The sequence below is a fragment of the Halosegnis sp. genome, assembly GCF_042216475.1.
Classification (GTDB): domain Archaea; phylum Halobacteriota; class Halobacteria; order Halobacteriales; family Haloarculaceae; genus Halosegnis.
In genome coordinates this window covers 52,655-75,226 of sequence record NZ_JBDGTV010000007.1, presented here as the reverse complement: position 1 = coordinate 75,226, position 22,572 = coordinate 52,655, and the positions used below count along the sequence as shown (strand labels likewise).

27 protein-coding genes are annotated in these 22,572 nt (G+C 63.6%); 8 read left to right on the top strand and 19 right to left on the bottom strand.

Going from position 1 to position 22,572, the window contains the following annotated elements:
* Nucleotide 1 precedes the first annotated feature (1 nt).
* From nuoK to ABEJ63_RS03700, 14 genes are all read right to left on the bottom strand, one after another.
* Nucleotides 2-307, bottom strand: a complete 306-nt coding sequence (gene nuoK / locus ABEJ63_RS03765; protein ID WP_375795016.1) for an NADH-quinone oxidoreductase subunit NuoK — start codon at nucleotides 305-307, stop codon at nucleotides 2-4.
* Complete coding sequence (locus ABEJ63_RS03760; protein ID WP_375795015.1) at nucleotides 308-643, bottom strand: hypothetical protein; 336 nt, start codon at nucleotides 641-643, stop codon at nucleotides 308-310.
* Nucleotides 640-918 (bottom strand): NADH-quinone oxidoreductase subunit J, encoded by a 279-nt coding sequence (locus ABEJ63_RS03755; RefSeq protein ID WP_375795014.1) that lies wholly within the window; start codon nucleotides 916-918, stop codon nucleotides 640-642. The genes ABEJ63_RS03760 and ABEJ63_RS03755 overlap by 4 nt, the downstream gene beginning before the upstream one ends.
* A 121-nt stretch (nucleotides 919-1,039) precedes the next feature.
* Nucleotides 1,040-1,501 (bottom strand): NuoI/complex I 23 kDa subunit family protein, encoded by a 462-nt coding sequence (locus ABEJ63_RS03750; RefSeq protein WP_375795013.1) that lies wholly within the window; start codon nucleotides 1,499-1,501, stop codon nucleotides 1,040-1,042.
* Nucleotides 1,501-2,592, bottom strand: a complete 1,092-nt coding sequence (locus ABEJ63_RS03745) for an NADH-quinone oxidoreductase subunit H (protein WP_375795012.1) — start codon at nucleotides 2,590-2,592, stop codon at nucleotides 1,501-1,503. Before ABEJ63_RS03745 ends, ABEJ63_RS03750 begins: the two co-directional genes overlap by 1 nt.
* Nucleotides 2,592-4,271 carry an NADH-quinone oxidoreductase subunit D gene (locus tag ABEJ63_RS03740; protein ID WP_375795011.1) on the bottom strand — a complete coding sequence of 560 codons (1,680 nt, stop codon included), beginning with the start codon at nucleotides 4,269-4,271 and terminating at the stop codon, nucleotides 2,592-2,594. Before ABEJ63_RS03740 ends, ABEJ63_RS03745 begins: the two co-directional genes overlap by 1 nt.
* Nucleotides 4,268-4,951: an NADH-quinone oxidoreductase subunit B gene (locus ABEJ63_RS03735; protein WP_375795010.1), complete on the bottom strand. Its 684-nt coding sequence runs from the start codon at nucleotides 4,949-4,951 to the stop codon at nucleotides 4,268-4,270. Before ABEJ63_RS03735 ends, ABEJ63_RS03740 begins: the two co-directional genes overlap by 4 nt.
* A gap of 2 nt (nucleotides 4,952-4,953) precedes the next feature.
* Nucleotides 4,954-5,364 carry an NADH-quinone oxidoreductase subunit A gene (locus tag ABEJ63_RS03730; RefSeq protein ID WP_375795009.1) on the bottom strand — a complete coding sequence of 137 codons (411 nt, stop codon included), beginning with the start codon at nucleotides 5,362-5,364 and terminating at the stop codon, nucleotides 4,954-4,956.
* A gap of 95 nt (nucleotides 5,365-5,459) precedes the next feature.
* On the bottom strand, nucleotides 5,460-6,086 hold the full coding sequence (purE, locus tag ABEJ63_RS03725) for a 5-(carboxyamino)imidazole ribonucleotide mutase (protein ID WP_375795008.1): 627 nt from the start codon (nucleotides 6,084-6,086) through the stop codon (nucleotides 5,460-5,462).
* A 37-nt stretch (nucleotides 6,087-6,123) separates the two neighbouring features.
* Nucleotides 6,124-7,299 carry a 5-(carboxyamino)imidazole ribonucleotide synthase gene (locus ABEJ63_RS03720; RefSeq protein WP_375795007.1) on the bottom strand — a complete coding sequence of 392 codons (1,176 nt, stop codon included), beginning with the start codon at nucleotides 7,297-7,299 and terminating at the stop codon, nucleotides 6,124-6,126.
* A gap of 37 nt (nucleotides 7,300-7,336) precedes the next feature.
* On the bottom strand, nucleotides 7,337-9,076 hold the full coding sequence (locus ABEJ63_RS03715) for a flippase activity-associated protein Agl23 (RefSeq protein ID WP_375795006.1): 1,740 nt from the start codon (nucleotides 9,074-9,076) through the stop codon (nucleotides 7,337-7,339).
* A 46-nt stretch (nucleotides 9,077-9,122) separates the two neighbouring features.
* Nucleotides 9,123-10,382: a Glu/Leu/Phe/Val dehydrogenase gene (locus ABEJ63_RS03710; RefSeq protein WP_375795005.1), complete on the bottom strand. Its 1,260-nt coding sequence runs from the start codon at nucleotides 10,380-10,382 to the stop codon at nucleotides 9,123-9,125.
* Between the two features lie 70 nt (nucleotides 10,383-10,452).
* The gene (locus tag ABEJ63_RS03705) at nucleotides 10,453-11,295 is read right to left on the bottom strand and encodes an HpcH/HpaI aldolase/citrate lyase family protein (RefSeq protein ID WP_375795004.1); all 843 of its coding nucleotides are present in this window, start codon (nucleotides 11,293-11,295) and stop codon (nucleotides 10,453-10,455) included.
* Nucleotides 11,296-11,320: 25 nt separating this feature from the next.
* Entirely contained in the window at nucleotides 11,321-11,497 is a 177-nt protein-coding gene (locus ABEJ63_RS03700; RefSeq protein WP_375795003.1) for a hypothetical protein, read from the bottom strand.
* A 116-nt stretch (nucleotides 11,498-11,613) separates the two neighbouring features.
* Between ABEJ63_RS03700 and ABEJ63_RS03695 the strand changes: the two genes are divergently transcribed.
* Nucleotides 11,614-12,087, top strand: coding sequence for a MaoC family dehydratase (locus ABEJ63_RS03695; RefSeq protein ID WP_375795002.1), 474 nt, complete (start codon nucleotides 11,614-11,616; stop codon nucleotides 12,085-12,087).
* Nucleotides 12,088-12,123: 36 nt separating this feature from the next.
* Nucleotides 12,124-12,561, top strand: coding sequence for a DoxX family membrane protein (locus tag ABEJ63_RS03690; protein WP_375795001.1), 438 nt, complete (start codon nucleotides 12,124-12,126; stop codon nucleotides 12,559-12,561).
* A 14-nt stretch (nucleotides 12,562-12,575) separates the two neighbouring features.
* Here ABEJ63_RS03690 and ABEJ63_RS03685 read toward each other — a convergent pair whose 3' ends face one another.
* On the bottom strand, nucleotides 12,576-14,327 hold the full coding sequence (locus ABEJ63_RS03685) for an acyl-CoA carboxylase subunit beta (protein WP_375795000.1): 1,752 nt from the start codon (nucleotides 14,325-14,327) through the stop codon (nucleotides 12,576-12,578).
* Nucleotides 14,328-14,411: 84 nt separating this feature from the next.
* On the opposite strand from ABEJ63_RS03685, the gene ABEJ63_RS03680 reads away from it, so the two are divergent.
* Together ABEJ63_RS03680 and ABEJ63_RS03675 are read left to right on the top strand one after the other, a co-directional pair.
* Nucleotides 14,412-14,678: a DUF5798 family protein gene (locus ABEJ63_RS03680; RefSeq protein WP_375794999.1), complete on the top strand. Its 267-nt coding sequence runs from the start codon at nucleotides 14,412-14,414 to the stop codon at nucleotides 14,676-14,678.
* Between the two features lie 45 nt (nucleotides 14,679-14,723).
* The gene (locus ABEJ63_RS03675) at nucleotides 14,724-15,647 is read left to right on the top strand and encodes an alpha/beta fold hydrolase (protein ID WP_375794998.1); all 924 of its coding nucleotides are present in this window, start codon (nucleotides 14,724-14,726) and stop codon (nucleotides 15,645-15,647) included.
* Between the two features lie 28 nt (nucleotides 15,648-15,675).
* On the opposite strand, the gene ABEJ63_RS03670 is transcribed toward ABEJ63_RS03675, so the two are convergent.
* The gene (locus ABEJ63_RS03670) at nucleotides 15,676-15,948 is read right to left on the bottom strand and encodes a hypothetical protein (protein WP_375794997.1); all 273 of its coding nucleotides are present in this window, start codon (nucleotides 15,946-15,948) and stop codon (nucleotides 15,676-15,678) included.
* A gap of 89 nt (nucleotides 15,949-16,037) precedes the next feature.
* Here ABEJ63_RS03670 and ABEJ63_RS03665 point away from each other — a divergent pair, with 89 nt between their 5' ends.
* A complete protein-coding gene (locus tag ABEJ63_RS03665) occupies nucleotides 16,038-17,513 on the top strand; it encodes an ATPase domain-containing protein (protein WP_375794996.1) in 1,476 nt (491 codons plus the stop codon).
* Nucleotides 17,514-17,546: 33 nt separating this feature from the next.
* Entirely contained in the window at nucleotides 17,547-17,816 is a 270-nt protein-coding gene (locus ABEJ63_RS03660) for a PadR family transcriptional regulator (protein WP_375794995.1), read from the top strand.
* On the opposite strand, the gene ABEJ63_RS03655 is transcribed toward ABEJ63_RS03660, so the two are convergent.
* Genes ABEJ63_RS03655 through ABEJ63_RS03645 form a run of 3 tightly spaced genes read right to left on the bottom strand, consistent with a single transcriptional unit; the run spans nucleotide 17,817 to nucleotide 20,810 of the window.
* Nucleotides 17,817-18,959, bottom strand: a complete 1,143-nt coding sequence (locus ABEJ63_RS03655) for an acyl-CoA dehydrogenase (RefSeq protein WP_375794994.1) — start codon at nucleotides 18,957-18,959, stop codon at nucleotides 17,817-17,819.
* Between the two features lie 43 nt (nucleotides 18,960-19,002).
* Nucleotides 19,003-19,863 carry a 3-hydroxyacyl-CoA dehydrogenase family protein gene (locus ABEJ63_RS03650; RefSeq protein ID WP_375794993.1) on the bottom strand — a complete coding sequence of 287 codons (861 nt, stop codon included), beginning with the start codon at nucleotides 19,861-19,863 and terminating at the stop codon, nucleotides 19,003-19,005.
* Nucleotides 19,864-19,907: 44 nt separating this feature from the next.
* Nucleotides 19,908-20,810 (bottom strand): alpha/beta hydrolase, encoded by a 903-nt coding sequence (locus tag ABEJ63_RS03645; RefSeq protein WP_375794992.1) that lies wholly within the window; start codon nucleotides 20,808-20,810, stop codon nucleotides 19,908-19,910.
* Between the two features lie 110 nt (nucleotides 20,811-20,920).
* Here ABEJ63_RS03645 and ABEJ63_RS03640 point away from each other — a divergent pair, with 110 nt between their 5' ends.
* Both ABEJ63_RS03640 and ABEJ63_RS03635 read left to right on the top strand, forming a co-directional pair.
* Nucleotides 20,921-21,715, top strand: coding sequence for a class I fructose-bisphosphate aldolase (locus ABEJ63_RS03640; RefSeq protein ID WP_375794991.1), 795 nt, complete (start codon nucleotides 20,921-20,923; stop codon nucleotides 21,713-21,715).
* On the top strand, nucleotides 21,712-22,557 hold the full coding sequence (locus ABEJ63_RS03635; protein WP_375794990.1) for a class 1 fructose-bisphosphatase: 846 nt from the start codon (nucleotides 21,712-21,714) through the stop codon (nucleotides 22,555-22,557). Before ABEJ63_RS03640 ends, ABEJ63_RS03635 begins: the two co-directional genes overlap by 4 nt.
* Nucleotides 22,558-22,572 lie beyond the last annotated feature (15 nt).

The following is a 22,572-nucleotide window of genomic DNA, read 5'->3' as shown; positions in this document are numbered from 1 at the left end:
GTTACCACCTGAGTGTCGTCGCTTTCGTCACGTCCACGTCCGCGAAGTTGCGGTACAGGACGAGGATAATACCGATGCCGACGGCCACCTCGGCGGCGGCCAGCGCCATCGTGAACAGGCTGAACACCTGTCCAGTGAGGTTCCCGTGGAAGTACGAGAACGCGACGAAGTTGATATTCGCGGCGTTCAGCATCAGTTCGACCGACATCAGGAACAGCAGCGCATTGCGCCGCGTCAGGATGCCGAACAGGCCGACACAGAAAATGAACGCCGACAACACGAGATAATACTCGACGGCGACCGCCATTCAGCGGTCACCTCCATCGGCCATCGGGACCGCCTCTTCCTCCTCGGCAGTTTCGTCGTCGCGCGTGCCGAGCATGACCGCTGCGGCCAGCGCCGACAGCAGCACGACGTCGATTATTTCGAAGGCGATGAGAAACCCTTCGGAGGGGAGGGATCCGCCGTCGAGGTTGAACATCGCGTAGCCGATGCTCGCGGTGATGCCGGTCGCTCCGTCGAACGTCGCCGCGGTTCCGAAGTCAGCCGTCACGAAGACGGCCGCGAACACTGCGAACAGCACGAACGCGACCAGCCCAACAATCTGTCGCGTGTCCGTGTGGAGCCGGGGCCGGGATGTCATCCAGTCACCTCCAGACCTTGGTCGTCGCGCTCGCGGACGAGCATCACAGCGAACGTGATGAGGATGAGCACCCCGCCAACGTAGACGAGGATCTGCATTGCCGCGAGGAACTCCGCGCGCAACATTACGTAGTGGATCGCGACCGACACGAGCGCCGCCCCTAGCAGGAGCGCGCTGTGCCAGACGTCACGAACCAGTACGACGCCGAGGCTGCTGCCCGCTGTCACGAGCGCGAACAGCAGAAACGCCGCCAGTTCGACCGGTGCTGCAGCCATTACCCGACACTTTGCGGCCTTGTGTTTGAAGCTTTCTTTGTGCACCCGTACGCGGGAAACGTGATTGCGGGCCGACACAGCTGCTGACGAACGCAGCGGCCACGAGAGAAGCAGAACGCGGCTATTGGTAGTCGACCTCGCCTTCGCCCTCACCAATCCAGCCGCCCCGGTCCGGCTCCCGGGACGCCAACGGGTCGATGTCTTTGTACCACGGGACGTTCTTTAGTTGCTCCATATTATACGCGAGGTCGTCTTTCGTGTCGCCGGTGAATTCGAAGTTCTGCGTGAGCAGGATGGCGTCGACCGGGCACACCTCCTCGCAGAGCCGGCAGTAAATACACTGGCCGATATGGAGGTTATACTGCTCGCCGTTCCGCTGGTCGTCTGTCACGATCTGGATAGTGTCGTTCGGGCAGACGTTCTCACACTGGCGACACCAGATGCACCGCTCCTGTGAGAACTTGTGAACGCCGCGGAACCGCGGACTGACCTCCGGAGTGTCCTCCGGATACTCGACGGTGAAGGTGTTGCCGTCGAGGGCGTGTTTCATTGTCGTTGCCATCGATTTGAGTAGTCCAATCATTATGCGATCACTCCCACGATGACGGCCGTGAGCACGAGGTTGGCGAACGATAACACCAGCATTCCTTTCCAGCCAATCTCGATGAGCTGGTCAATGCGCACACGCGGGATGGCCGAGCGCATCCACTGGGTGAACAGGAAGACCGCCCAGATTTTGATGACGAACCAGAGGAAGCCAGGCAGGATCTCCACGCCCACGAACGGGCTCGTCGGCCCACCGAGGAACACCGTCGCGACGATGGCGCCCCCGAGGAAGATGTGGAGGAATTCGCCGAGGTACATCAGTACGAAGTAGACCGACGAGTACTCGGTCTGGTAGCCAGCGACGATTTCCGTGGGTGCCTCCGGCGTATCGAAGGGGTTGCGACCAACCTCAGCGAGGTTCGCTGCCATGAACAGCAGGAACGCGAATGGGTTGACGAACGCGTACCAGCTTTTCAATCCAGCGCCGAGCGGCTCAGTCTGTGCGGCGACGATTTCGCTCATCTGGAGCGAGCCGGCGAAGATGACTACCGACGCCGCCGTAATGACCAGCGGAATCTCGTACGCGAGGTTCTGTGCCACCGCGCGGAGCCCACCCAGCAGCGAGAACTTGTTGTTCGAGGCGTAGCCGGCCATCACCAGCCCGACAGAGGCAATTGAGGCGACGGCGAACACATACACTAACCCTACCTCAGGATCCGCGAGCTGGATGCCGTTGCCCATCGGGATGACCGCGAAGCCGAGCAGTGCCGAGGAGGCTAGCACGAACGGCGCAAGGTCCCAAGCCGGCCGGTCGACGCCGTCGGGGACGATGAGTTCCTTCGAGAGCAGCCGGACGGCGTCGGCGACGATGATGAGCAGACCGAATGGGCCAACTCGGTTGACAGCAATGCGGTCGGTAAATGCGGCCGTGATTTTCCGTTTCGCCCACGGGCCCGCAAGCGCCGTCATACTGAGCATCAGCGAGCCAACGAGAGCCGCGCCGACCAGCGAGCCGATGACATCGCCTGCGAGCGTCCCCTCCAGCCCGAGCAGCGACGCGACGGTGTCCGGAAGTGTCCCGGTCGCGGCCGACTCGTTACCGCCGGGTGTTGGTGTCGTCTCCTGCATCACCGGTCCACCTCACCGAGGACGATGTCGAGGCTGCCCAGCGACGCGATGAGGTCGGGGATATACTCACCCTGAGACATTTCTGGCAGCGTTTGCAGGTTCGAGAAGCAGGGCGAGCGAATCTTGAACCGCGCGGGCGTCTCCGTCCCGTCCGAGCGCATGTAGATCCCGAGTTCACCTTTCGCACCCTCGACAGCCCGGTAGATTTCAGTGTCGGGGTCCGGCTTCAGCGTTCGAGGGACGTTCGACTGGATAGTACGGTCCTCCTCTGGCCAGTCCTCGAGGAGATCCACACACTGGTCGATGATTTTCGCCGACTCCTCGACTTCTTGAAGCCGGACGAGCACGCGTGCGTAGTTGTCACAGCCGTCCTCAGTGACGACGTCCCAGTCCAACTGGTCGTAGTAGCCGTAGGGGTCGTCGCGCCGGAGGTCGTAATCGACGCCGGAGCCGCGGGCGACTGGCCCGGTTGCGCCGTACGTTTTGGCCACCTCTGGCTCCAGAACACCGGTGTTGACACACCGCATCTGGAAGATCTCGTTGGAGGTGACCAGGTCGTGGTACTCTTCGAGCTTCTCCGGTAGGTCCTCGAGGAAGTCGCGGATGGTCTCGAAGAACTCCTCACGGGGCTCAGGGAGGTCCCACGCGACGCCACCCAAGCGGAGGTAGTTGAACATCAGCCGCTGGCCGGTGAGGTCCTCGAGGATGTTCTGAACAACCTCGCGGTCCCGGGTTGCGTACATGAAGATAGCCGTGAAGTCGCCATAGACGTCGAGGGCAAACGTGCCGAGCGCGAGCATGTGACTCGCGATACGGCACAGCTCCGCGGACATCGTACGGATAACCTGGGCGTACTCTGGCACCTCAATGTCGGCCATGTCTTCAGCCGCGCGGGCGTACGCCCATTCATTGAGGATGCCAGCTGAGATGTAGTCCCACCGGTCGGGATACGGCATAATCTGGTGCCGGTAGGTACCGTTCTGACAGATCTGCTCCTCACACCGGTGGAGGTAGCCGATATCGCTCTCCACATCGGCAACCTGCTCGCCATCGAGCGTCGTTTTTAGATGGAGCACGCCGTGAGTCGCCGGGTGGTGCGGCCCGATGTTGAGGAACATCGTATCCGGGTCCGCCTCGGAGCGGTGATCCTCCTCAAGTGGGTTGGCGTGCTCGCGGAACGGCACAACCTGTGGCTTTTCCTGATCGTAGTCGAGCGAAAGCGGGTGTCCTTGCCACGTCTCGGGCAGAAGAATCCGCTCCAGATTTGGGTGATCCTCGTATTCGATGCCGACGAGGTCGTACGCCTCTCGCTCGTGCCAGTCGGCCGTACGATAAACAGAGGCGGCCGACTCAGAGACGGGGGCGTCCGTTGCCGTCGGGACCACGACACTCACCTCTTGGGTGGGGTCGTCGTACTTTTTCAGGTGATAGATGGACTCGTAACGGTCCTCGTACTCCTGGGCCGTGACACACGAACAGTGGTCAAAGCCCGCCTCGTCGCGCAGCAGCTCAAGTGCCGCCTGCACCTCGTCAGGCCGGACGATGAACGCCTCGGCGTTGACGTGGCTCTCGCGACCAATGACATGCTCACCAAGGAGCGCCTCGATTGCGTCGTAGTCCAACCCGTCTTCGGTCTCGCCGACCGGGAGCTCCGGTCGGGTGGGATCTTCGAGGCTCATCCTTCCACCGGGGACTCTGCCCAGTCATAGCGCATGACAAGATCTTCTTCGTCAATCTGGTCGGCGAGGTGTTGTACCAGTTCGTCGTCTTCGAGGTCGCTGAACTGCTCAAGCTCGTACGGCTTCACCGTCACAGGTGATGTCTCGCCGTTGGCGACCCGCTCTTGCAGCTTGGCGATGCCGTACACGAGCGCCTCCGGACGCGGCGGACAGCCGGGAACGTGGATATCGACGGGGATGACCTCTTCGGCGCCCTTGATGACGTTGTATCCTTCCTGGAACGGGCCGCCCGAGATAGTACATGAGCCCATGCCGACAACGAACTTCGGCTCAGGCATCTGGTCGTACACCCGCTTCATTCGGGGGGCGAACTTCGAGACGATGGTACCCGGCACGATGATGACGTCCGCCTGCCGCGGGGATGCGCGAGGCACCCCTGCGCCGAAGCGGTCAAGATCGTGTTTCACCGCGTACGTGTGCATCATCTCGATACTGCAGCAGGCGATACCGAACTGCAGCATGAACATTGAGGAACCGCGCACCCAGTTCATAAACTGGTCGAACTTGGTGAGGATGAACGGCGACGAGCCGAACGCCTCACGTAGCTTAGAGTTGAACCGGGCGTCGACTCCCTCTCCTATCCGGGCTTCCTGCGTCGATTGTGTGTTGTCGCTACTCATATTTACTTCGTACTGCCTGCGGTCTCGCGTGCCCGAGTGGACTTCACCCACCGGACCGCGCCATTGCGCCACGCCCACGCGAGTCCGACGACCAGCACTCCGATGAATACCAACATCGGCACCAACGCCTGCGTCATGCCGAACTGCTGGACTGCATCGCGGTAGATAACCGTCCACGGGAAGATGAGGACGGTCTCAATGTCGAAGATGACGAACAACAGCGCCACCATGTAGTACTGGATGTTGAACCGAATGCGCGTGTCGCCCGTCGGGACCTCGCCGGACTCGTAGACGGCGGTCTTTCCTTGCTCCGGCACGCTCGGGCGCAGTAGCGCCGACACCATCACCATCGACAGCGGGATGACGATGGACACCACCACGAGCGCCCCGATAGCGATCCACGGATTACCCATTTGTCTGTATCAACCACGGCTTAGGAGAGCGGATACATAAGGGTTCATTCTCACCCGTGTGCGCACGCACGCCGGCCCTGTCGGCTGTCCGAAGCCTACTCAGACCCGCCCCGACGGTCGCGGAACGCCTGTGTCCCCGTCTCATGGAGCTCCCGCGACACCTCGCCGACCCCCTGCTGGCGCCGCTCATGGAGTTCAATCAGCCGCTCCTCCAAATCTCCGTGCGTGCGCGCGAGGGTCTGGACGGCAGACAGCGCCGCATTATACGACTTCCCCGCATCAACGGCCGTGATCGGCGCGCCCGTTGGCATCCCGAGTACGCTGTCGACGGACTTCTCTTGGACGGGAACCCCCACGACGGGCAGTGGGTAGGCAATGCTGGCGGTCATGTTGGGCAGATCTGCCGACTTTCCGCCTGCGCCTGCAATGATAATGTCTAGCCCACGGTCGCGGGCCGTCTCTGCGTACGCATACATCAAATCAGGCGTGCGGTGGGCACTCACCACGTACGTTTCGAAGGTATACCGTGCCTCGGGCGGGTTGTCATAGTTGGTCAGTTCGGCGAACCCAAGATCAGTAAGCGCCTGATGGGCGCCGTACATCACGTCCAAGTCAGAATCTGACCCCATCACGATACCTACCTCAGGCCGCACCGCCTCGGGACGGTCGCGGTCGGCCTCTGCGTGTAAGTCCGCTATCAGTGAGTCGACTGCCTCAGCCATACCAGTTGGCCGTGGCCCGCCTCCTTCGCCGTTGCGGTCACGCGAACGTCACCTGATCAGGAAGGTGTCGGGCACGCGAGAGCAGCGCATCGGCCCCGTGGATATCAGTGGCATCTCCAGGCAGGGTCACGTGGCCCATCTTTCGAAGCGGCCGCACCTCACGTTTCCCGTACCAGTGGAGTGCTGCCCCCTGGACGGCGAGCAGGTCCTCAACGCCTGCCAACCGCGCTGGACGAACCTCACCCTTCCCCAGCAGGTTAACGCTCGCCGTCGGACAGCGACGATCAGTCGCGCCGAGCGGCCAGCCGAGCACCGCACGGACGTGCTGGCCGAACTGCGAGGTGGAACACCCCTCGATGGTCCAATGGCCGGAGTTGTGCGGCCGCGGCGCTACCTCGTTGACCAAGATGGTGTCTTCGGCACCGGACTGCTCAAACAGTTCGATGCCGAAGACACCACGCCCCTCTAGCGTGTCGAGTACATCCAGTGCCACCTCACGCGCCCGCTCGCGGGTTGCGCGGTCTGTGCGGGCAGGTGACACCGTCGCGCGGAGTATCTCTGCCTCGTGGACGGTCTCGGTGACGGGAAAGGCAGCCGTCTGGCCGTCGGCGCCGCGGCAACCGATGACAGCGAGTTCGCGGTCGAACGGGACCATCCGCTCGGCAAGCGCGCCGTCGTCGCCGGCCCCAACCTCGGCCAACGCCGCGGCCGCCTCCTCGGGTCCCTCGACAGGGACGTTACCACGGCCGTCGTAACCGCCAGTGCGTGCTTTGAGCATCACCGGCCAACCGAGGGCATCGCCGGCGGCCCGCAGGTCCGCAGCGTCATCCACTCGATGGTACTCCGGAAGGGGAATGCCTGCCTCGGCGAAGGCGTCATTCTGGACAAGTTTGTCCTGTATCGTCCGCAGCGTCTCTGGGTGGGGATGAACAGGGGTGCCCGTCTCTTCAGCGACGGCCGCCAGCGTGTCCGGGTCCGCCAGCTCAATCTCGTAAGTGAGCACATCCGATCGCTCTGCGACCGCACGAACTGTCTCGTGGTCGTCGAAGGCACCGACCACTTGCTCGTCGACGACGGGGCTGGCGGGACAGTTGGGCGTCGGGTCGGAGACGACCACCCGCACGCCAAGCGGCCCGGCCGCCTCGCCAAGCATCCGCCCGAGCTGTCCACCCCCCACCACGCCGAGCGTCGGTCCGTCGTCGGAGAGATGCATATCTCACACACCAAGCGGCAGCGCCTGAAGCTTGCGGTTAGCGGTCGGGGTCGACGTAGACGACGATACCGTCGAACCAGTTGCCGCCAGTCGTTCGGTGGAGGAAGGCGTATCGCTCGTAGCCGTCTGTCCGGTTAGCGAGCGTGTTAGGGCCCGCCAGCGCCGCCGGCTGGTCGCGGCAGTCGACGGTCCGCTCCAACGTACAGTCAGCCGGCGCGACAACCACTGCGGGGAGCCGGTCGGGCAGCTCCTCAGGCGCATTGCCGCACGCGACGCTCGCGTCCGCGGCCGTCAGATACCAGCCCAGTGGCAGCGTTCGGAACCAGCTGATACACGCGGGCCTGCGCGGAGCATCCGTGTCGCCATCAACGAACTCCTCGTTGCCGTCGCCGTAGACAAATACGTCTCCCCCGTCGGCAACAGCCGCGTCCATCGCCGCAACGGCCGGGCGCATCTCCTGACTCGGCTGGGCATACTGGACGAGTGCGTTGTCAGGCGACGTAGTGTTCGCGTACACACCCGTCGCGGCGCCGCCAGCAACGGTCCCAACGACCACAATCAGGAGCACAACGGCTGCGGCGATGCCCACGGTATCCTCGCTCACAACCGCATCGCGAACTGTCTCGACGAGTACGGCGAGCCCGACGGCCGCAGGCACCGCTAACGGGACGAGCGCGTTCGCTAGTATCCACGCATTGACAATGTCAGTGCCGAACGCATAGCCGGGCACAGAGACGAATCCCCAGTAGCTGCAGCCAAGGACAAACTGCCGGGGTGGATTGCCGGCGTACCGCTCGATGAAGAAGCCGACGACGGCAAGCGCGACAAGTGGCGCGGCGTAACCGCCAATGGCACGCACAGACCGTTCAAGCTGGTCACCGATAGCCGCAAGCGTCGTCTCGCTGGTTCCGCCAAACCAGTGACCGTAGCCGGTCGCTACCTGGTCGGCCGTCGTAGAGAGCATCTCCGGTGCCCGGGCTGGGTTCGCAAGCGTGTCATAGAGTCCAACCCACTCCCCGCCACGAGGGGCATACAGGAAGACGAACAGCACGACAAACACGAGGAGACTCGCGACGAGGTGGCCAAGCCACCGGCCGGCCCGCGGGTCAACACCACCTCCGTCGGCGAGGACCCGCCCACGGGCGAGTCCGCGCCACCGTCCCAGCCGTTTGAGTCCCGTCTCTGACCCTCCGAACAGCTTCGCGTCAACGACGAGCGCGCCCGCACCCAGCCAGCAGAGTACGTAGACGACGGCATTTTCTTTTGCGCCAAATCCCAGTGCTAGCGTCGCCGAGCCCAAATAGAGGTACCGTGGGCCGAAGCCGTCGTACACGCGGACGAACGCCGCGAACGCCACAGTGCAGAGTGCCGCGACCAGCACCGTCGAGCGCATGAACCGACCGTAGTAGAGCAACAGCGGGTTGACCGCGAGAAAGAAGGCGACACCAACCGTCTCGACATCAGAGAGTCGGTGGCGGAACCACAGCGCGACCAGCGGGAGCAGGCCACCGACGACAGCGACGGGGAGCCGGGCAGCGAAGTCCGTTGGTCCGAGCAGCGCGAACAACGGGCGGCCGACGTGCTGAACAAGCGGGCCATGGATGATGAATCGGTAATGGAACTCGCCGGTCTGGAGGTAATGGAGTGTCCAGTAGGCGACTCGCGCCTCGTCGAAGTGCGCGACCCGGGAGCCAAGGAAGACAAGCCGCGCGAGCAGCCCGACGACAGCCAGCGCGACGACGGCCTGGACCGTCCGACTCGGGCGCAGGTCGCTCATTACCGCCGTCGTCGGGCGACGCCGTAAGAAGGCTTCTGGTCTCCAGTCAGGGCCACGTGCCCGACTCGGCGTGTGCCGAGGTGACCCGCTTGATGGCGACGACGTACGCTGCCGTTCGGAAGTTGGGGACGCCGTACGACTCGTAGGCCTCAATCAGGCCGTCGAAGGCGTCACAGACCACCCGCTCGAGTTCTTCATTCACGCGCTCTTCCGTCCAGTAGAACCGTTGGCGGTTTTGAACCCACTCAAAATACGAGACGGTGACGCCGCCAGCGTTCGCGAGGATGTCGGGAAACACGTGGACATCCCGATCGGTAAGCACGTCGTCCGCCTCTGGAGTGAGCGGGCCGTTGGCCGCCTCTACCACCACGTCGGCAGACACAGCCTGCGCGAGTTCGGCGTCGATGGCGTTCTCTAGTGCCGCGGGAATCAGCAGGTCGACATCCAGCCCCAGCAGCTGTTCGTTCGTTATCTCCTCGTCCGCTCCCTCGAAGCCGCGGACAGAGCCGGTCTCCCGCTTGTGGTGTTTGACAGCGGCCGCGTCGAGACCACCTCTCGTGTAGACGCCGCCCGAGGAGTCCGAGACCGCAACGACGTTCGCACCTACTTCCGACTCAAGCAGGCGGGCAGCGACCGAGCCAGCGTTGCCGTACCCCTGGACCGCGACGGTGGCACCCTCGATACGCCTGCCAAGATAGTCGAACGCCTCGCGGGCCGTCAGCATCGTCGAGCGGCCCGTCGCCTCGACGCGGCCCTCCGAGCCACCCGAGTCGAGCGCCTTCCCCGTGACGACGCCCGGTGCCGTCGTGTTCTCGAGCGTCTCGTAGGTGTCCTTGAGCCAGTTCATCTCGCGCTGGCCGGTATTGACATCTGGCGCTGGAATGTCGCGGTTCTCGCCGATAAGCGGGCGCAGTTCCTCGGCGAACGCGCGGGTGAGCCGTTCAAGTTCTGCGGCCGACAGCTCGCGTGGGTCGACCGCGATGCCACCCTTTCCACCGCCGTACGGGATGTCGACGGTCGCGCACTTGTACACCATCCAGCCTGACAGCGCCTTCACCTCGTCGCGGGAGACGTCCGGATGATAGCGGATGCCCCCCTTGTACGGGCCGCGGTCGCCGTTGAACTGCGAGCGGTAGGCACGGAACGTCTCCAGATCGCCGTCGTCCATCCGAATCGTAAGATTCGTCTCCAGTACCCGCTCTGGCCGTTTCAGTCGCTTGAGCAGGCCGTCGTTAATATCAACGTATGCAGCCGCGTCGTCGATCTGCTCTTGCAGACTCTCGAACGGGTTGGCCTCGTCGCTCATGGCTCTCTCGTGGCACGTTCGCCGCAAAAGTGCATCGGGGCCATACCGGGGGAAACGCCGTACCCTCGAGTCAATCCGACCAGACGCCGGCTGCGCGGGCCCGTTCACGGACCCGTTCGGCCTGTGTGACCAGCGGCGCGTCGACCATCTCGCCATCGACGCGAACAACGCCACCCTCTCCGGCTGCATCGAGTACGCGTCGAGCCCACTCGATGCGCTCGCCGTCAGGTGTGAACGCCTCGTTGACCACCGCAACCTGAGCGGGGTGGATGCATATTTTCCCATTAAAGCCAAGTTCGATGCCGAACCGGGCCGCTTCGGCCAGTCCCTCGCTGTCCTCGATATCGGTGTGAAGCGTGTCGATAGCGTCGACACCGGCAGCGGCGGCTGCCAACACGATGTGTTCGCGCGCGTGAAGGACTTCTGTTCCTTCGGCAGTCCGGGTTGCACCGATGTCCGCAGCGAGGTCCTCGGCGCCGAACACAAGCGCGTCGACAGGGTCAGCTGCCGCAATGGCCTGCGCCTCGAGTACGCCTGCGGCCGACTCACACAGTGCGAACACCGGCAAGTCGTGGTCGTGGGCCGCGAGTATGTCGGCAAGGGTCTGTACGTCAGCAGGGCTGTCGGTTTTGGGCGCCATGACGGCGTCGACGCGGGCATCGCCGGCGAGGGCCGTCGCGACATCTGTTTTGGCTGTCTCGGGGCTGGGGTTGACCCGGACGACCACCTCGGCGTCGGGATCGAAGGCCATGTCAGTCACCACGTCGTTGACGGCCTCGCGTGCGGCAGCCTTCGCATCGGGCGCGACAGCGTCCTCAAGGTCGAAACAGACGACGTCTGCGCCTGTTTCGGCCGTCTTGTAGAGCAATTCCGGCTCGTCGCCCGGGGCAAACAGCAGCGAGCGTCGTGCCATGCCGGGGGGAAACACCCGTGCTACATCACTCCGGCGACGACGCGAGCAGCAGCGCCGCCGTCGCAAGTAGGATGAGCGCCAACGGCACCGGTACTGACTGCGTCGACGCCGACTCGCTCGCCGCGAGAACGACGCCTGTGAAAGAGGCGACGATTGCGCCGAGGAGTAGCGCTGCCGCTACCGAGACGATGAGTGTTATCATTGTGGGGGGTGTGGCCGGGTCGGCCCCGGTGATTCAAACATATCGACAGAACACGGGCTGAAAAAAGTCGGGTGGACACCACCACGCTATTGATTGCCGCGGCCGCGCTCCCAGCTATGACAGGCCGATACTACAAGGAGTTTACCATCGGCGACGAGATAGTCCACCCTCGACGGCGGACCGTCTCCGAGCGTGACAACCAGACGTTCTGTGATATGACGATGAATCAGCAGCCACTCCACTTGGACGCAGCGTTCGCTGCGGAGACGGAGTTCGGCGAACGACTCGTCAACGGGCTCTACACGATGTCGCTGGCCGTCGGAATGACCATCCCAGAGACAACGGACGGCACCATCGTCGCGAACCTCTCATACGATAGCGTTGAACACCCGAACCCGGTGTTCCTCGGCGACACCCTGTATGCGCGTACAACGGTAACAGACAAACGCGAGACTAGCGACGGTGAGCGGGGTGTCGTCGAGATGCACGTCGACGTCTACAAGGTGGACGAAGGTGGCGACGGGCCGGACGGCGACACACTCGTCTGTGAGTTCGACCGGACCGTGCTGTCGCTCAAGCAATCCGAGTAAGCCAATCGCTTTGAACGCCGGCGTCGTAGGCAGAGTATGCGCGAGTGGGGCCGGTCACTGCAGCGGCAGACGGCGGGATTCGCCGAGTGGGTCGAGACTGACGCCCCCCAGCCCGGCACCATCGCACGGTTCGCCCTTGGCGCGATGGTGCTATCAGCGGGAGTACATAAGCTACTGGCGCCAGCCGCCTGGACGATATACGTCGTTGATTGGCTGGAGCCGCTGCTTATCGTCTCGCCGACGGTGTTCATGCTCATAAACGGCTGGCTGGAGGTAGGCTTCGGACTCACGCTGCTTGTCGACCGGTACGCGGCACTCGCAGCGCTGGTCGCGGCCGTCTCACTGACGGCGACGTGTGCGTATCTGGCGGTGGTTGGGGCAGCAGGCGGAGGCTTCGGCGACGTGCTCGCGCGGGACGTCGGTCTCGCGGGACTGGCATGGGCGGTCTTCGTCGGCGAATTCCGCGCGCACTAATCGACCGAGGCGACTCAGAGAATCGTCCCGTGTTTCTTCGACGGACGGTCCTTCTCGACGTCTTCGTAGAAGGCGAAGCGGGCGGCCAGCTCTTCGCGGAGCTCTGAGGGCGGAATAATCTCGTCGATGACAACCTCGCTCGCCATCCTGTGGATATCGATGTCGCGGCGGTACTCCTCGCGAAGTCGCTGCTCCATCTCAGCACGTTCCTCGGGGTCGTCGACCGCGTCCAGCTTGTTTGCATAGACGGCGTTAATAGCGGCCTCAGGACCCATAATACCGATTTCGCCCGAGGGGAGACCGATGGTCGACTCCGGATCGTAAGCGGGGCCGGACATCGCGTAAATGCCGGCGCCGTAGGCTTTCCGGACGATGACACACTGCTTGGGGACAGTCGCTGCCGAGGTGGCGTATATCATCTTTTTCCCTTTCTCGAGGATTCCCTCCTTCTCGACGGCCGATCCGGCCATGAAGCCGGGGGTGTCACACAGATACAGCAGAGGGATGTTGTAGGCGTCGCATGTCCACACGAAGCCGGCAGCCTTGTCGGCGGCATCAGGGTAGATGGCGCCGGCTCGCTTGGCTGGCTGGTTGGCGACGACGCCGACCGGCCGGCCATCGACGCGGGCGAATCCGGTGAGTATCTCTTCGCCGTAGTCGGGCTTCAGCTCGAAGAAGCTGCCGTGGTCGACCAGTCGCTCGATGACCCGCTCCATCTGGTAGGGTTCGTTGGGCGCCTCCGGCACCACTGCGTCGATACCCTTCGGCGACTTCCGGGGTGGCGCCGGCTCTGCGCGGGGTGGACGTTCGTCGCTATTATCCGGCAGATAGGTGATTAGCTGGGCAACCAGTTCGCGGGCGTGCTTCTCATCACGGGCGATAAGGTCCGCCGACGCTGAGTGTTCAGCGTGAACCTGTGGGCCGCCCAGTTCCTCCATCTCGATGTCCTCGCCGGTGACCATTTTCACCATTCGCGGCGAGGCAATAGCCATCGCAGACATCCCCTCGACCATGACGGTGAAGTCGGCAAATACGGGAGTGTACGCGGCGCCGGCAATACAGGGGCCGTAGAGGACACATATCTGCGGGACGCGTCCGGAGAGTCGCGAATGGTTGAAATAGTATTTTCCGATACCCTCGCGGTTTGCGAAGAAGCCCGTCTGCTCGTCGATGCGGCCGCCTGAGGAGTCCATCAGATAGAGGACGGGTTGGCCGGTCTTGAGCGCGCGCTGCTGCATCCGGAGGAACTTCTCGACGCCACGGCCAGCCATCGACCCCGCTTTGACCGTGAAGTCGTTAGCCATGAAGTGGACATCCCGACCGTCGAACTCCGCTGCGCCGGTGAGGAGGCCGTCTGCAGGCACACGGTCGGACTCGTCGTACTCGTCAACGTCTGGCGAGTCAGGGTGCCACTCGTCGAAGGCGGCGAACTTCCCGTCCTCGAAGTGGATTGCGTCGCCGAACCATAGTTCGAGCCGGTCGCGGACAAATAACTTCCCCTGGTCAGCGAGTCGCTCCCGGTACTTCGGGGGACCACCCGCCTCGATATCGCGTATCTCCTCGCGGAGCTGCTCTTCGCGGTCGGTGGGACCGGGATCGTCCGCCTCCTCGACGGGAGCGGTCAGCTCGACCTCGCGGACAAGCAGCGGCTCGTCAGCGTCACCGACGAAAACACGTATCTCGTCGTCATCGGTATGTGCCGCCAGCGCGCTGGCGATAGCCGAGGCCTCCTCCTCGGTCGCGTCGCCGCCGATACGGACGTTCATGCCTCCGACTCCTGACGCCCGTGACTAAGCGCTTTTGCACGGGTAGATAGAAAGTGACAGGAGGGAGCCGCACAGATTGGCAATATGGTCGGACTCGGCACCACGGCGAAGAAGCTGCAGACGCTCGCTGACACGGCCGAGCGGCTGTTCGAGCGGCTGAACGACCTTCGGTCGCGCGTTGAGGAGATGCATGAGCGAATCGATGAGACCCACGACCGGGTGGCCGCGCTGGAGCGGGAGAACGCCGAACAGCGCGCGCTTCTCGAGGCGTTGGCCGAGGAGCGGGACATAGATATCGAGGCTGTACTGACAGAGGCTGCTATTGACGACGCTGAGAACTCTGACGAATAGCGGCCTTGGCGTGGGCTTTTGAGCCTCCCGGCCCTGCTGTACGGTATGAAACTTCGTCAGGCAGCTCTCGGTATTGTAGGGACGGTCAGCGCTGCAGCAGCGGTGAACAGCCAGCTGACGGCGGACGAATTCGAGCCGCCGTTAGGCCGCGAGCAGTCGACCTATCGGTGGCGTGGCTTTGATGTTGCGTACACAGAATTGGGCGACCCGGGCGACCCTGATCTGGTCTGTCTCCACGGCGTCAACGCCGCCGGCTCATCTCACGAGTTCCGCGAGGTAATCGAGGAACTCGCCGAGGACTATCACGTGCTCGCGCCAGATCTACCAGGCTTCGGCGGCTCTGACCGACCTCCGTTACTGTATTCGGCGTCGCTGTACGTCGCATTCGTGACCGACTTCCTGCGAGAGCTGAGCGACGAGCCAACGGTACTCGCTTCGTCGCTAACGGCCAGCTACGCTGTCCAAGCCGCCGCAGAGACGGACATCCGGGAGTTCGTGCTCGTCTGTCCGACCACGCGGGCGATGCCTGGACGACGGACGTGGCTCCGGTCGCTGTTGCGGGCGCCTGTCATTGGCGAGACGCTCTATAACGCACTCACCTCGAAGCCGGCTATCCGGTGGTTCCTTGCGGACCACGGCTTTGCTCGTGAGGAGTCGATTACCGACGAGTGGGTTGAGTACGACTGGCAGACCGCCCACCAGCCCGGAGCCCGTTACGCGCCAGCGTCGTTTATAAGCGGCTTCCTCAACCTCGATACAGAGCTGGAGGCCGACCTTGCGGCACTCGATATCCCAACGACGATAGTCTGGGGTGAAGAGGCCCGGATGCCAGAGCCATCCTATGGCCGCGAACTCGCCGAGCAGGTCGGCGCCGATTTCGTCTCTATCGCCGACACAGACCTGCTGCCCCACGCTGAGGCCCCAGCAGAGTTCCTCGGCGTCTTTCGGCGACGGAAGGCGGCGGCCTAACGGGAGCCAGTAGTCACGTTCGGCGACGCTACATCCCCATATCTTCGGCGGCGTCTGGCACCGGCAGGTCGTGGACGGAGACGCCGAGCAGTTCCGCAGCGTGGTCAAGCGCCATGTCGAACCCGTAATAGCGCTCCAGTTCGTCGCCGTTAGCGGTCGGCCGGACCTTCAACATCGCATACCCCTCAATATTCTGGGCAACAGCAGCCGTCGCACCGTCCCGCTCGTAAGTCAGGACCCGCTCTTCATCCGTCTCATAGTACTCGGCGGTGATGTCGCCCAACTCGGCAGTTTCGGTCATACGTGTTGTAGGTGGCCATGGTACGGGAACCTGGCGGTCGCGGCGGGACGCACGTCTTTTAACCGTGGGGACATCGTGGTGTGAGACAGATGAGCACGGAGATCCGACTGTCGACGGGCAATTCGGTTCTCGACCGGATGCTGGATGGCGGAATCCCCTCAAACCGGAGTGTTCTCGTTCGCGGCGGGCCAGGGACAGGTAAGACGACGTTCGGAATGCAGTTCCTGCAGGCCGGCCTCGATGACGGCGAACGTTGTCTGTTCGTCTCGACAGAGCAGACCCGTGAGGAGCTGCACGACTCCTTCAAAGAGTATGAGTTCGATCTGGAGCACGACCGACTCGCGGTCACAACGCTCCATCCATCGCCGCGGGACAGCGGCGAGCGCGCCCAGTTGACGCTGCGGACGCTCGACGGTGGCAGCGTCGTCGACGACAGACAGATTCCATTCACGATCCAAAACGTCGCCCGCTACTTTCAGAACGCCCGGAACTGCGACCGACTCGTGCTCGACTCGGTGTCAGCGCTGCGGGCGGTCACCGACAACTCCGAGCTGTTCCGTCGACAACTGCTGGAGCTCATCCGGGTGTTCTCCGACGGACTCGGGGCAACGACGCTGTTCACCGCTGAGGCCTCGGAAGGTCACGACCCACTGTCGTTTACCACACACGGTGTCATCGTGATGCGCCGCGAGGCAGTGAACGGCGATCCCCACCGCTTCCTCGAGATACAGAAGATGCGCGGCATCGACCACGATCGCCGCACCGTCGAGTACGAGTTGACGGCTGCGGGTATCGACGCCGGCCCGTCCCGGCGGTCACAGCCACCGGAACTGAAAACCCACAGACACGTCAGCGTCGGTATCGACGGGTTAGACTCGCTGTGCGGTGGCGGGTTGGCGACCGGGGCGGGCGTCCTGCTCGAGCACGACGGCCGCGCCAATTTGACGGCATTGTTCGGTGCCCTGCTCGCGCGGGCTGTCGAGCGGGACGTTCCCATCGTGCTCGTCCCGACCATCCGGATGCGTCCCTCTTCACTGGGAACCATCCTCGGGGGCCACGATGTCGCCGCCGAGGACTTGCTCGCGACTGACCAGCTATTTGTTGTCGATCTCATCGGTGCATGGGACAACGATCATGAGAACGTCTACGCACCCTGCAGCACTGCCGAGGAACTATCTGCTGTGTTCGAAGATATCAATGGCCGCACGGGCGACGGGCCACGGGCGACGCTCATCAATGCCAATGCGGTGGTGGACAGTCTGGGCGGCGAGGATGCCCGCCAGAGCCGCTATACGCTCGAGGCCGACTGGCTCCGGCCGGGCGACCTTCTGCTTCACATTCAGAACCCTACGGAGACAAGCGAGGAGATGCATGGGTTCTACACGAACGCCGCCGAGCAGGTACTCCAGACCTGGGTGACTGACAACGGCCTCCAGTACGTCAGCCTCCGGAAATCCCCCTGTGGCTTCGTCGGCACCACCTCGCTGGTCGAGTACACGACAGAACCGCCATACCTCGAAGTACAGGCACCACCCGAGGAGCGAGAGAATCCGTACGCGGAGTGAAACCATTTCGGAGCTGGGACACGAGCCGTCGGCATGGAGTGGCTCGCTAGCGGCCTTCGGCGTGATGTGTGCATCTTGTTATACGACGAGCAGTACCGGAAGCAGGAACTCAAAACAGCGCTCCAGCGGCGCTACGACCGTCGACTCCGGCCTGAGCAGTTCGACGGCGCGATAACAGCGCTCGTTGATGGTGGTCATATCGAGCGCGAGGTAGAGGGCATCGCGGATGTGCTCTCGCTTACCGACGCTGGCCGCTCCCGGGTCGATGCGCAGTTCGCATGGTTTCGTGAGCAGGTGGAATAGCTACTCGAGCAGCTGCTTTGCGATGGTGTTACGGAGCACCTCGCTGGTCCCCTCGTAGATCTCGTTGAGCTTGGCATCCCGGTAGTAGCGCTCGGCCGGGAAGTCCTTCGTGTAGCCGTAGCCACCGTGAATCTGGATGCCCTCGTTCGCCACCTCACGAGACACCTCGCTGGCGTACAGCTTCGCCTGTGCGGCTTCCTTCGCGAATTCTTCACCGCGCATCTTCTTGTCTGCGGCGTCGTGCATCAGCAGCCGAGCTGCCCGCGTCTTCGTGTCCATATCCGCGATTTTGTGCTGGATGGCCTGGAACTCGGAGATAGGCTGATCGAACTGCTCGCGATCGGCTGCGTACTCGCTAGCGGCGTCGAGGGCCGCCTGCGCGATGCCAACCGACCGGGCTGCGATGGTGATACGCCCGCCGTTGAGTGTCTTCAGCGCGTGGACGAAGCCGCGACCCTCGTCGCCGAGCAACCGGTCTTGCGGGAGATACATGTCGTCAAACCGGAGTTCTGCGGTGGGACACCCCTTATCGCCGAGCTTGTCCTCTGTCCCCTCGACGATGAACCCGTCGTCCTCCTCGGGCCGGACGATGAACGAGGAGATGCCCTTGTTGCCAGCCTCGGGATCGGTTTTGGCGAACAGCGTCACCGTATCCGCGACAGAGCCGTTCGAAATCCACAGTTTGTTTCCGTTGACACGGTAGCCGTCGCCGTCCCGCTCGGCGGTCGTCTCCATCGCCGGCACATCTGATCCCGCCTGCGGCTCCGAGAGCGCGAAGGCGCCTATCTCCTCGCCACGGGCGAGCGGCGTCAAGTACTCCGTCTTTTGCTCATCGCTACCGAACGCGTACACCATGTTGCCCGCCAGCGAGATGTGGGCTGCGACGATAGTCCCGAGTCCGCCCGAGCCGCGAGAGATCTCCTCTAGCGCCATCGGATACGCATGATAGTCGAGCCCGGCGCCGCCATACTCCCCTGGAAAAGGCATTCCCATCAGCCCGAGGTCGGCGAGTTCCTCGATGAGATCGGTCGGGAACTCGTCACTCTTGTCGATGTCTGCTGCGCGGGGCACCACCTCCTCGTCGACGAACTCCGCGACCATCTCCTTGATTTGTTTCTGTTCGGGCGTGAGACTCAGGTCCATACTCACCCGTACGACGCCGCTCACTTGGCCCTTTCGCGGTCGGTCAGTCGTACTCGTAGAAGCCGCGGCCGGTCTTCTTACCAAGGTCGCCTGCCTCCACCTTCCGGCGGAGCAGATACGCCGGTGCGTAGCGGTCGCCCAACTCTTGATGGAGTGTCTCAGTAGCGTCCAGACAGACATCCAGCCCAATGTGGTCGGCGAGTTCGAGCGGCCCCATCGGCACATTTGTCCCCAGTCGCATCCCGCGGTCGATGTCCTCCTTCGTGGCGACGCCCTCGTCAAACGCCCGGATTCCCTCATTTATCCATGGCATCAAGATCCGGTTAGAGACAAAGCCGGGCTTGTCATCGGCCTCCCACGTCTCCTTATCGAGCGTCTCGGCGAACGCGTGGGCAAGCGCCGTCGTCTCGTCGGCGGTCCGTTCGCCAACCACCACCTCGACGCCGTCCATCACCGGAACAGGATTCATGAAATGGAGCCCGACCACCCGGGCCGCTCGGTCTGTCGCCGCCGCAATGCTCGTTACCGACAGGGTCGACGTGTTCGTCGCCAGCACGACATCGTCGTCGGTGACTTCCGCAAGATCGGCGAACACGTCTCGCTTGATAGCCATCTTCTCAACGACGGCCTCAACGACGATATCTGCGTCTGCCAGGTCCGCGAGCTCGGTCGTACCGATTATCCGTCCGAGGGTCGCCGCTCGCTCATCGGCGCTCATCTCTCCTTTGTCGACAAACCGATCGAGCGACGACTCGATAGCCGCGAGTCCGTCGTCGACGAACTCCTGCTCAACGTCCCGCATCACGACATCGTAGCCGTGAGTCGCCGCGACCTGTGTGATGCCGTGACCCATCGTGCCAGCGCCGACGACGCCAACAGTCTGTATCTCATCGATATCGTGCATACGCGGCCGGTTGGCGCCGGGCGGCTAAAGCCCCCGGGTCGGCGTCACTGCCGATCGTGAAACGCAGCGACCCGGTCAAACAGCACCTCGCGGCGCCGCTCCAGCGCGAGGAAGTGTGAGCCACCGGCTATCTCGGTATATTCACGATCATCGGCGCCAAGCGCGTCATAGAGGCCAAGCCCGTCTGGGCGGGTCGCAGTGCGGTCGAGGGATCCGCGGACGACTAGCGTCGGCACGGTCACCGCCGCGGCGTCGTATGGCGGGGTTCCCTCGGCGGCGGCAGTCAGGTCTGCGAGGGTCCCGTTAGGCGCTTCGACCATCGGCTCGTCGGCCGGCACGCCTTGGCCGTCGTGGAGCGTCTCCCAAAAGGCATTGAATGCCGCATCCGTGCGGTGACGCTCAGGTTTCGGAAGCTGCTGGTCCCAACGGTCGCGTACCTCTACTCGGGTGGCAGTTCGGGTCGGGGCGGGCGCATCAGGGAGTTCGAACTCGCTCACGCGCTCGGGCGCCGGTTGGTAGACGGGGGCGTACAGTGTCACCGACGCGATATCAGCGCCTCGCTCGCAGGCGCGGCCGGCTATCATCGACCCCCATGAGTAGCCGACAAGGTGGAGTCGTTCGTGGCGCTCGCGGGCAAATGCGAGCGCGGCTAGGAGATCCTCAACGGCTGTCTCGGCCCGGACTGGCACCTCGCCGCCAGGGTCGGCGTCCAGTGCGGCTGGCCGCTCGCTGTCACCGTAGCCCCGCACGTCGACGGCGTAGGCGGCCCGGCCGCGGTCGGCACAGGCGGCCAGCCATGAGTGACCTGGGGCCGCAAACGCCGGCCGCGATCCGAACGTCGCGCCGTGGACAAACACCACGGCCTCCTCTGTCTCCGCTCTGCCGTCGGACACGTGCAGCGCCAATTGCGTTCCGTCGTCACTCTCGACAGTTCGCGTCTTCGCCATGGGAGGGCCTCGAAGCCGGTCGTGAAGTAGCCACGGCCCGGAGTGGTACTCACCTCTGAGTTAACCCCTTTATCAGTAGGTTCTTTGGCGGTGTGCTCGGACACACGGATATGCGACCGTTCGATGACTCCCCGCTCGCCCGGGACGGCAAGGTGCTCATCCTCGCGTACGACCACGGCCTCGAACACGGGCCCGTTGACTTCGACGGCTTGGCGGGCAGCGAGGACCCCGCTCGGACGTTCGAGGCGGCGACCCATCCGGCGGTGACATCCGTCGCCGTCCAGAAAGGAATCGCAGAAGCGTACTACCCCTCCTACGAGGAGAGCGTTGACCTGCTGGTGAAATTGAACGGCACGTCGAACCTCTGGATGGGCGAACCGGACTCGGCGGTGAACTGCTCTGTCGAGTACGCTGCTGAACTCGGCGCATCGTCGGTTGGTTTCACGCTGTATGGCGGCTCCAACCACGAGATAGAGATGGCCGAGGAGTTCCGTGAGGCACAGGAAGCCGCCCGCGCACACGATCTGCCTGTTGTGATGTGGTCGTACCCGCGCGGTCAGGGGCTGAAGAACGACACCGCCCCGGAGACCATCGCCTACGCGGCCCGGCAGGCGCTCGAACTTGGCGCGGATGTCGCGAAGGTAAAGTATCCCGGGTCGCAGGCAGCGATGGAGCGCGCAGTCGCAATGGCCGGCCGCACCCGTGTCGTCATGTCTGGTGGCTCGAAGACGACTGACCGCAAGTTCCTCGAGTCGGTGAAGGCAGTCATCGACGCGGGCGGAGTGGGCCTCGCCGTCGGCCGCAACGTCTGGCAGCGGGAAGATCCCACCCGCATTCTTGATGCGCTCGAGGCAGTTATTTTCGACGAGACGGGCGTCGACGAGGCGCTCGCGCGCGCCGAATGAACGAGATACTCGAGACAGTGGCGGCGGCCGCTCCGGAGATTCGGGCTGGGCTTCCCGACCGTCGGCGGTACGCGGACGCCGAGAACCCCTCTGGTGAGCGCCAGCTGGCGGCCGACGAGTACGCCGACAAACTGTTAGGCGATCGGCTGACAGCCCTCGGGTCGGTGGCGAGTTACGCCAGCGAGGAACGGACTGATGTCATCGAGAGCGAGGGCCGCTACCACGTCGCCGTCGATCCGCTAGACGGCTCCTCGAATCTGCGGTCGAACAATGCGATGGGGACAATCGTCGGTGTTTACGATGAACCACTTCCCGCCCCTGGTCGGAGCCTCGTTGCAAGTGGATTCGTCCTGTTTGGCCCCATTACAACGATGGTCGCGGCCGAAGCGGGGACCGTGACAGAGTATGTCCTCGAGGACGGAAACCCAACAATCGCAACAGAGTCGGTGACACTGCCGGCGGAGCCGACGGTATACGGCTTCGGTGGGCGTGTCCCCGATTGGCCGGCGGCGTTCGCCGACTACGCGGAGTCGATTGAGCAGGAACTGAAGCTTCGCTACGGCGGCGCGATGATAGCTGATGTGAGCCAGGTACTCACCTACGGCGGCATCTTCGCGTATCCAGCCCTCAAGTCAGCACCCGACGGGAAGCTCCGCCTCCAGTTCGAGGGCAACCCCATTGCACACATTGTGGAGACGGCCGGCGGCGCGTCCTCGGACGGCGCCCGGTCGCTGCGTGAGGTTGAGCCATCCGATCTCCACGAACGCGTTCCGGTCCATGTCGGCAATGAGTCGCTTGTAGACCGGCTTGAGGCCGCCCTCGGCGAGTCTCGGCACGCTTAAGCGCGCGCCGGCCGG

What these genes read in the sequence shown, in the direction of transcription:
- nuoK (WP_375795016.1), bottom strand. Translation starts at nt 307, where the DNA reads ATGGCGGTCGCCGTCGAGTATTATCTCGTGTTGTCGGCGTTCATTTTC.
- ABEJ63_RS03760 (WP_375795015.1), bottom strand. Translation starts at nt 643, where the DNA reads ATGACATCCCGGCCCCGGCTCCACACGGACACGCGACAGATTGTTGGG.
- ABEJ63_RS03755 (WP_375795014.1), bottom strand. Translation starts at nt 918, where the DNA reads ATGGCTGCAGCACCGGTCGAACTGGCGGCGTTTCTGCTGTTCGCGCTC.
- ABEJ63_RS03750 (WP_375795013.1), bottom strand. Translation starts at nt 1,501, where the DNA reads ATGATTGGACTACTCAAATCGATGGCAACGACAATGAAACACGCCCTC.
- ABEJ63_RS03745 (WP_375795012.1), bottom strand. Translation starts at nt 2,592, where the DNA reads ATGCAGGAGACGACACCAACACCCGGCGGTAACGAGTCGGCCGCGACC.
- ABEJ63_RS03740 (WP_375795011.1), bottom strand. Translation starts at nt 4,271, where the DNA reads ATGAGCCTCGAAGATCCCACCCGACCGGAGCTCCCGGTCGGCGAGACC.
- ABEJ63_RS03735 (WP_375795010.1), bottom strand. Translation starts at nt 4,951, where the DNA reads ATGAGTAGCGACAACACACAATCGACGCAGGAAGCCCGGATAGGAGAG.
- ABEJ63_RS03730 (WP_375795009.1), bottom strand. Translation starts at nt 5,364, where the DNA reads ATGGGTAATCCGTGGATCGCTATCGGGGCGCTCGTGGTGGTGTCCATC.
- purE (WP_375795008.1), bottom strand. Translation starts at nt 6,086, where the DNA reads ATGGCTGAGGCAGTCGACTCACTGATAGCGGACTTACACGCAGAGGCC.
- ABEJ63_RS03720 (WP_375795007.1), bottom strand. Translation starts at nt 7,299, where the DNA reads ATGCATCTCTCCGACGACGGACCGACGCTCGGCGTGGTGGGGGGTGGA.
- ABEJ63_RS03715 (WP_375795006.1), bottom strand. Translation starts at nt 9,076, where the DNA reads ATGAGCGACCTGCGCCCGAGTCGGACGGTCCAGGCCGTCGTCGCGCTG.
- ABEJ63_RS03710 (WP_375795005.1), bottom strand. Translation starts at nt 10,382, where the DNA reads ATGAGCGACGAGGCCAACCCGTTCGAGAGTCTGCAAGAGCAGATCGAC.
- ABEJ63_RS03705 (WP_375795004.1), bottom strand. Translation starts at nt 11,295, where the DNA reads ATGGCACGACGCTCGCTGCTGTTTGCCCCGGGCGACGAGCCGGAATTG.
- ABEJ63_RS03700 (WP_375795003.1), bottom strand. Translation starts at nt 11,497, where the DNA reads ATGATAACACTCATCGTCTCGGTAGCGGCAGCGCTACTCCTCGGCGCA.
- ABEJ63_RS03695 (WP_375795002.1), top strand. Translation starts at nt 11,614, where the DNA reads ATGACAGGCCGATACTACAAGGAGTTTACCATCGGCGACGAGATAGTC.
- ABEJ63_RS03690 (WP_375795001.1), top strand. Translation starts at nt 12,124, where the DNA reads ATGCGCGAGTGGGGCCGGTCACTGCAGCGGCAGACGGCGGGATTCGCC.
- ABEJ63_RS03685 (WP_375795000.1), bottom strand. Translation starts at nt 14,327, where the DNA reads ATGAACGTCCGTATCGGCGGCGACGCGACCGAGGAGGAGGCCTCGGCT.
- ABEJ63_RS03680 (WP_375794999.1), top strand. Translation starts at nt 14,412, where the DNA reads ATGGTCGGACTCGGCACCACGGCGAAGAAGCTGCAGACGCTCGCTGAC.
- ABEJ63_RS03675 (WP_375794998.1), top strand. Translation starts at nt 14,724, where the DNA reads ATGAAACTTCGTCAGGCAGCTCTCGGTATTGTAGGGACGGTCAGCGCT.
- ABEJ63_RS03670 (WP_375794997.1), bottom strand. Translation starts at nt 15,948, where the DNA reads ATGACCGAAACTGCCGAGTTGGGCGACATCACCGCCGAGTACTATGAG.
- ABEJ63_RS03665 (WP_375794996.1), top strand. Translation starts at nt 16,038, where the DNA reads ATGAGCACGGAGATCCGACTGTCGACGGGCAATTCGGTTCTCGACCGG.
- ABEJ63_RS03660 (WP_375794995.1), top strand. Translation starts at nt 17,547, where the DNA reads ATGGAGTGGCTCGCTAGCGGCCTTCGGCGTGATGTGTGCATCTTGTTA.
- ABEJ63_RS03655 (WP_375794994.1), bottom strand. Translation starts at nt 18,959, where the DNA reads ATGGACCTGAGTCTCACGCCCGAACAGAAACAAATCAAGGAGATGGTC.
- ABEJ63_RS03650 (WP_375794993.1), bottom strand. Translation starts at nt 19,863, where the DNA reads ATGCACGATATCGATGAGATACAGACTGTTGGCGTCGTCGGCGCTGGC.
- ABEJ63_RS03645 (WP_375794992.1), bottom strand. Translation starts at nt 20,810, where the DNA reads ATGGCGAAGACGCGAACTGTCGAGAGTGACGACGGAACGCAATTGGCG.
- ABEJ63_RS03640 (WP_375794991.1), top strand. Translation starts at nt 20,921, where the DNA reads ATGCGACCGTTCGATGACTCCCCGCTCGCCCGGGACGGCAAGGTGCTC.
- ABEJ63_RS03635 (WP_375794990.1), top strand. Translation starts at nt 21,712, where the DNA reads ATGAACGAGATACTCGAGACAGTGGCGGCGGCCGCTCCGGAGATTCGG.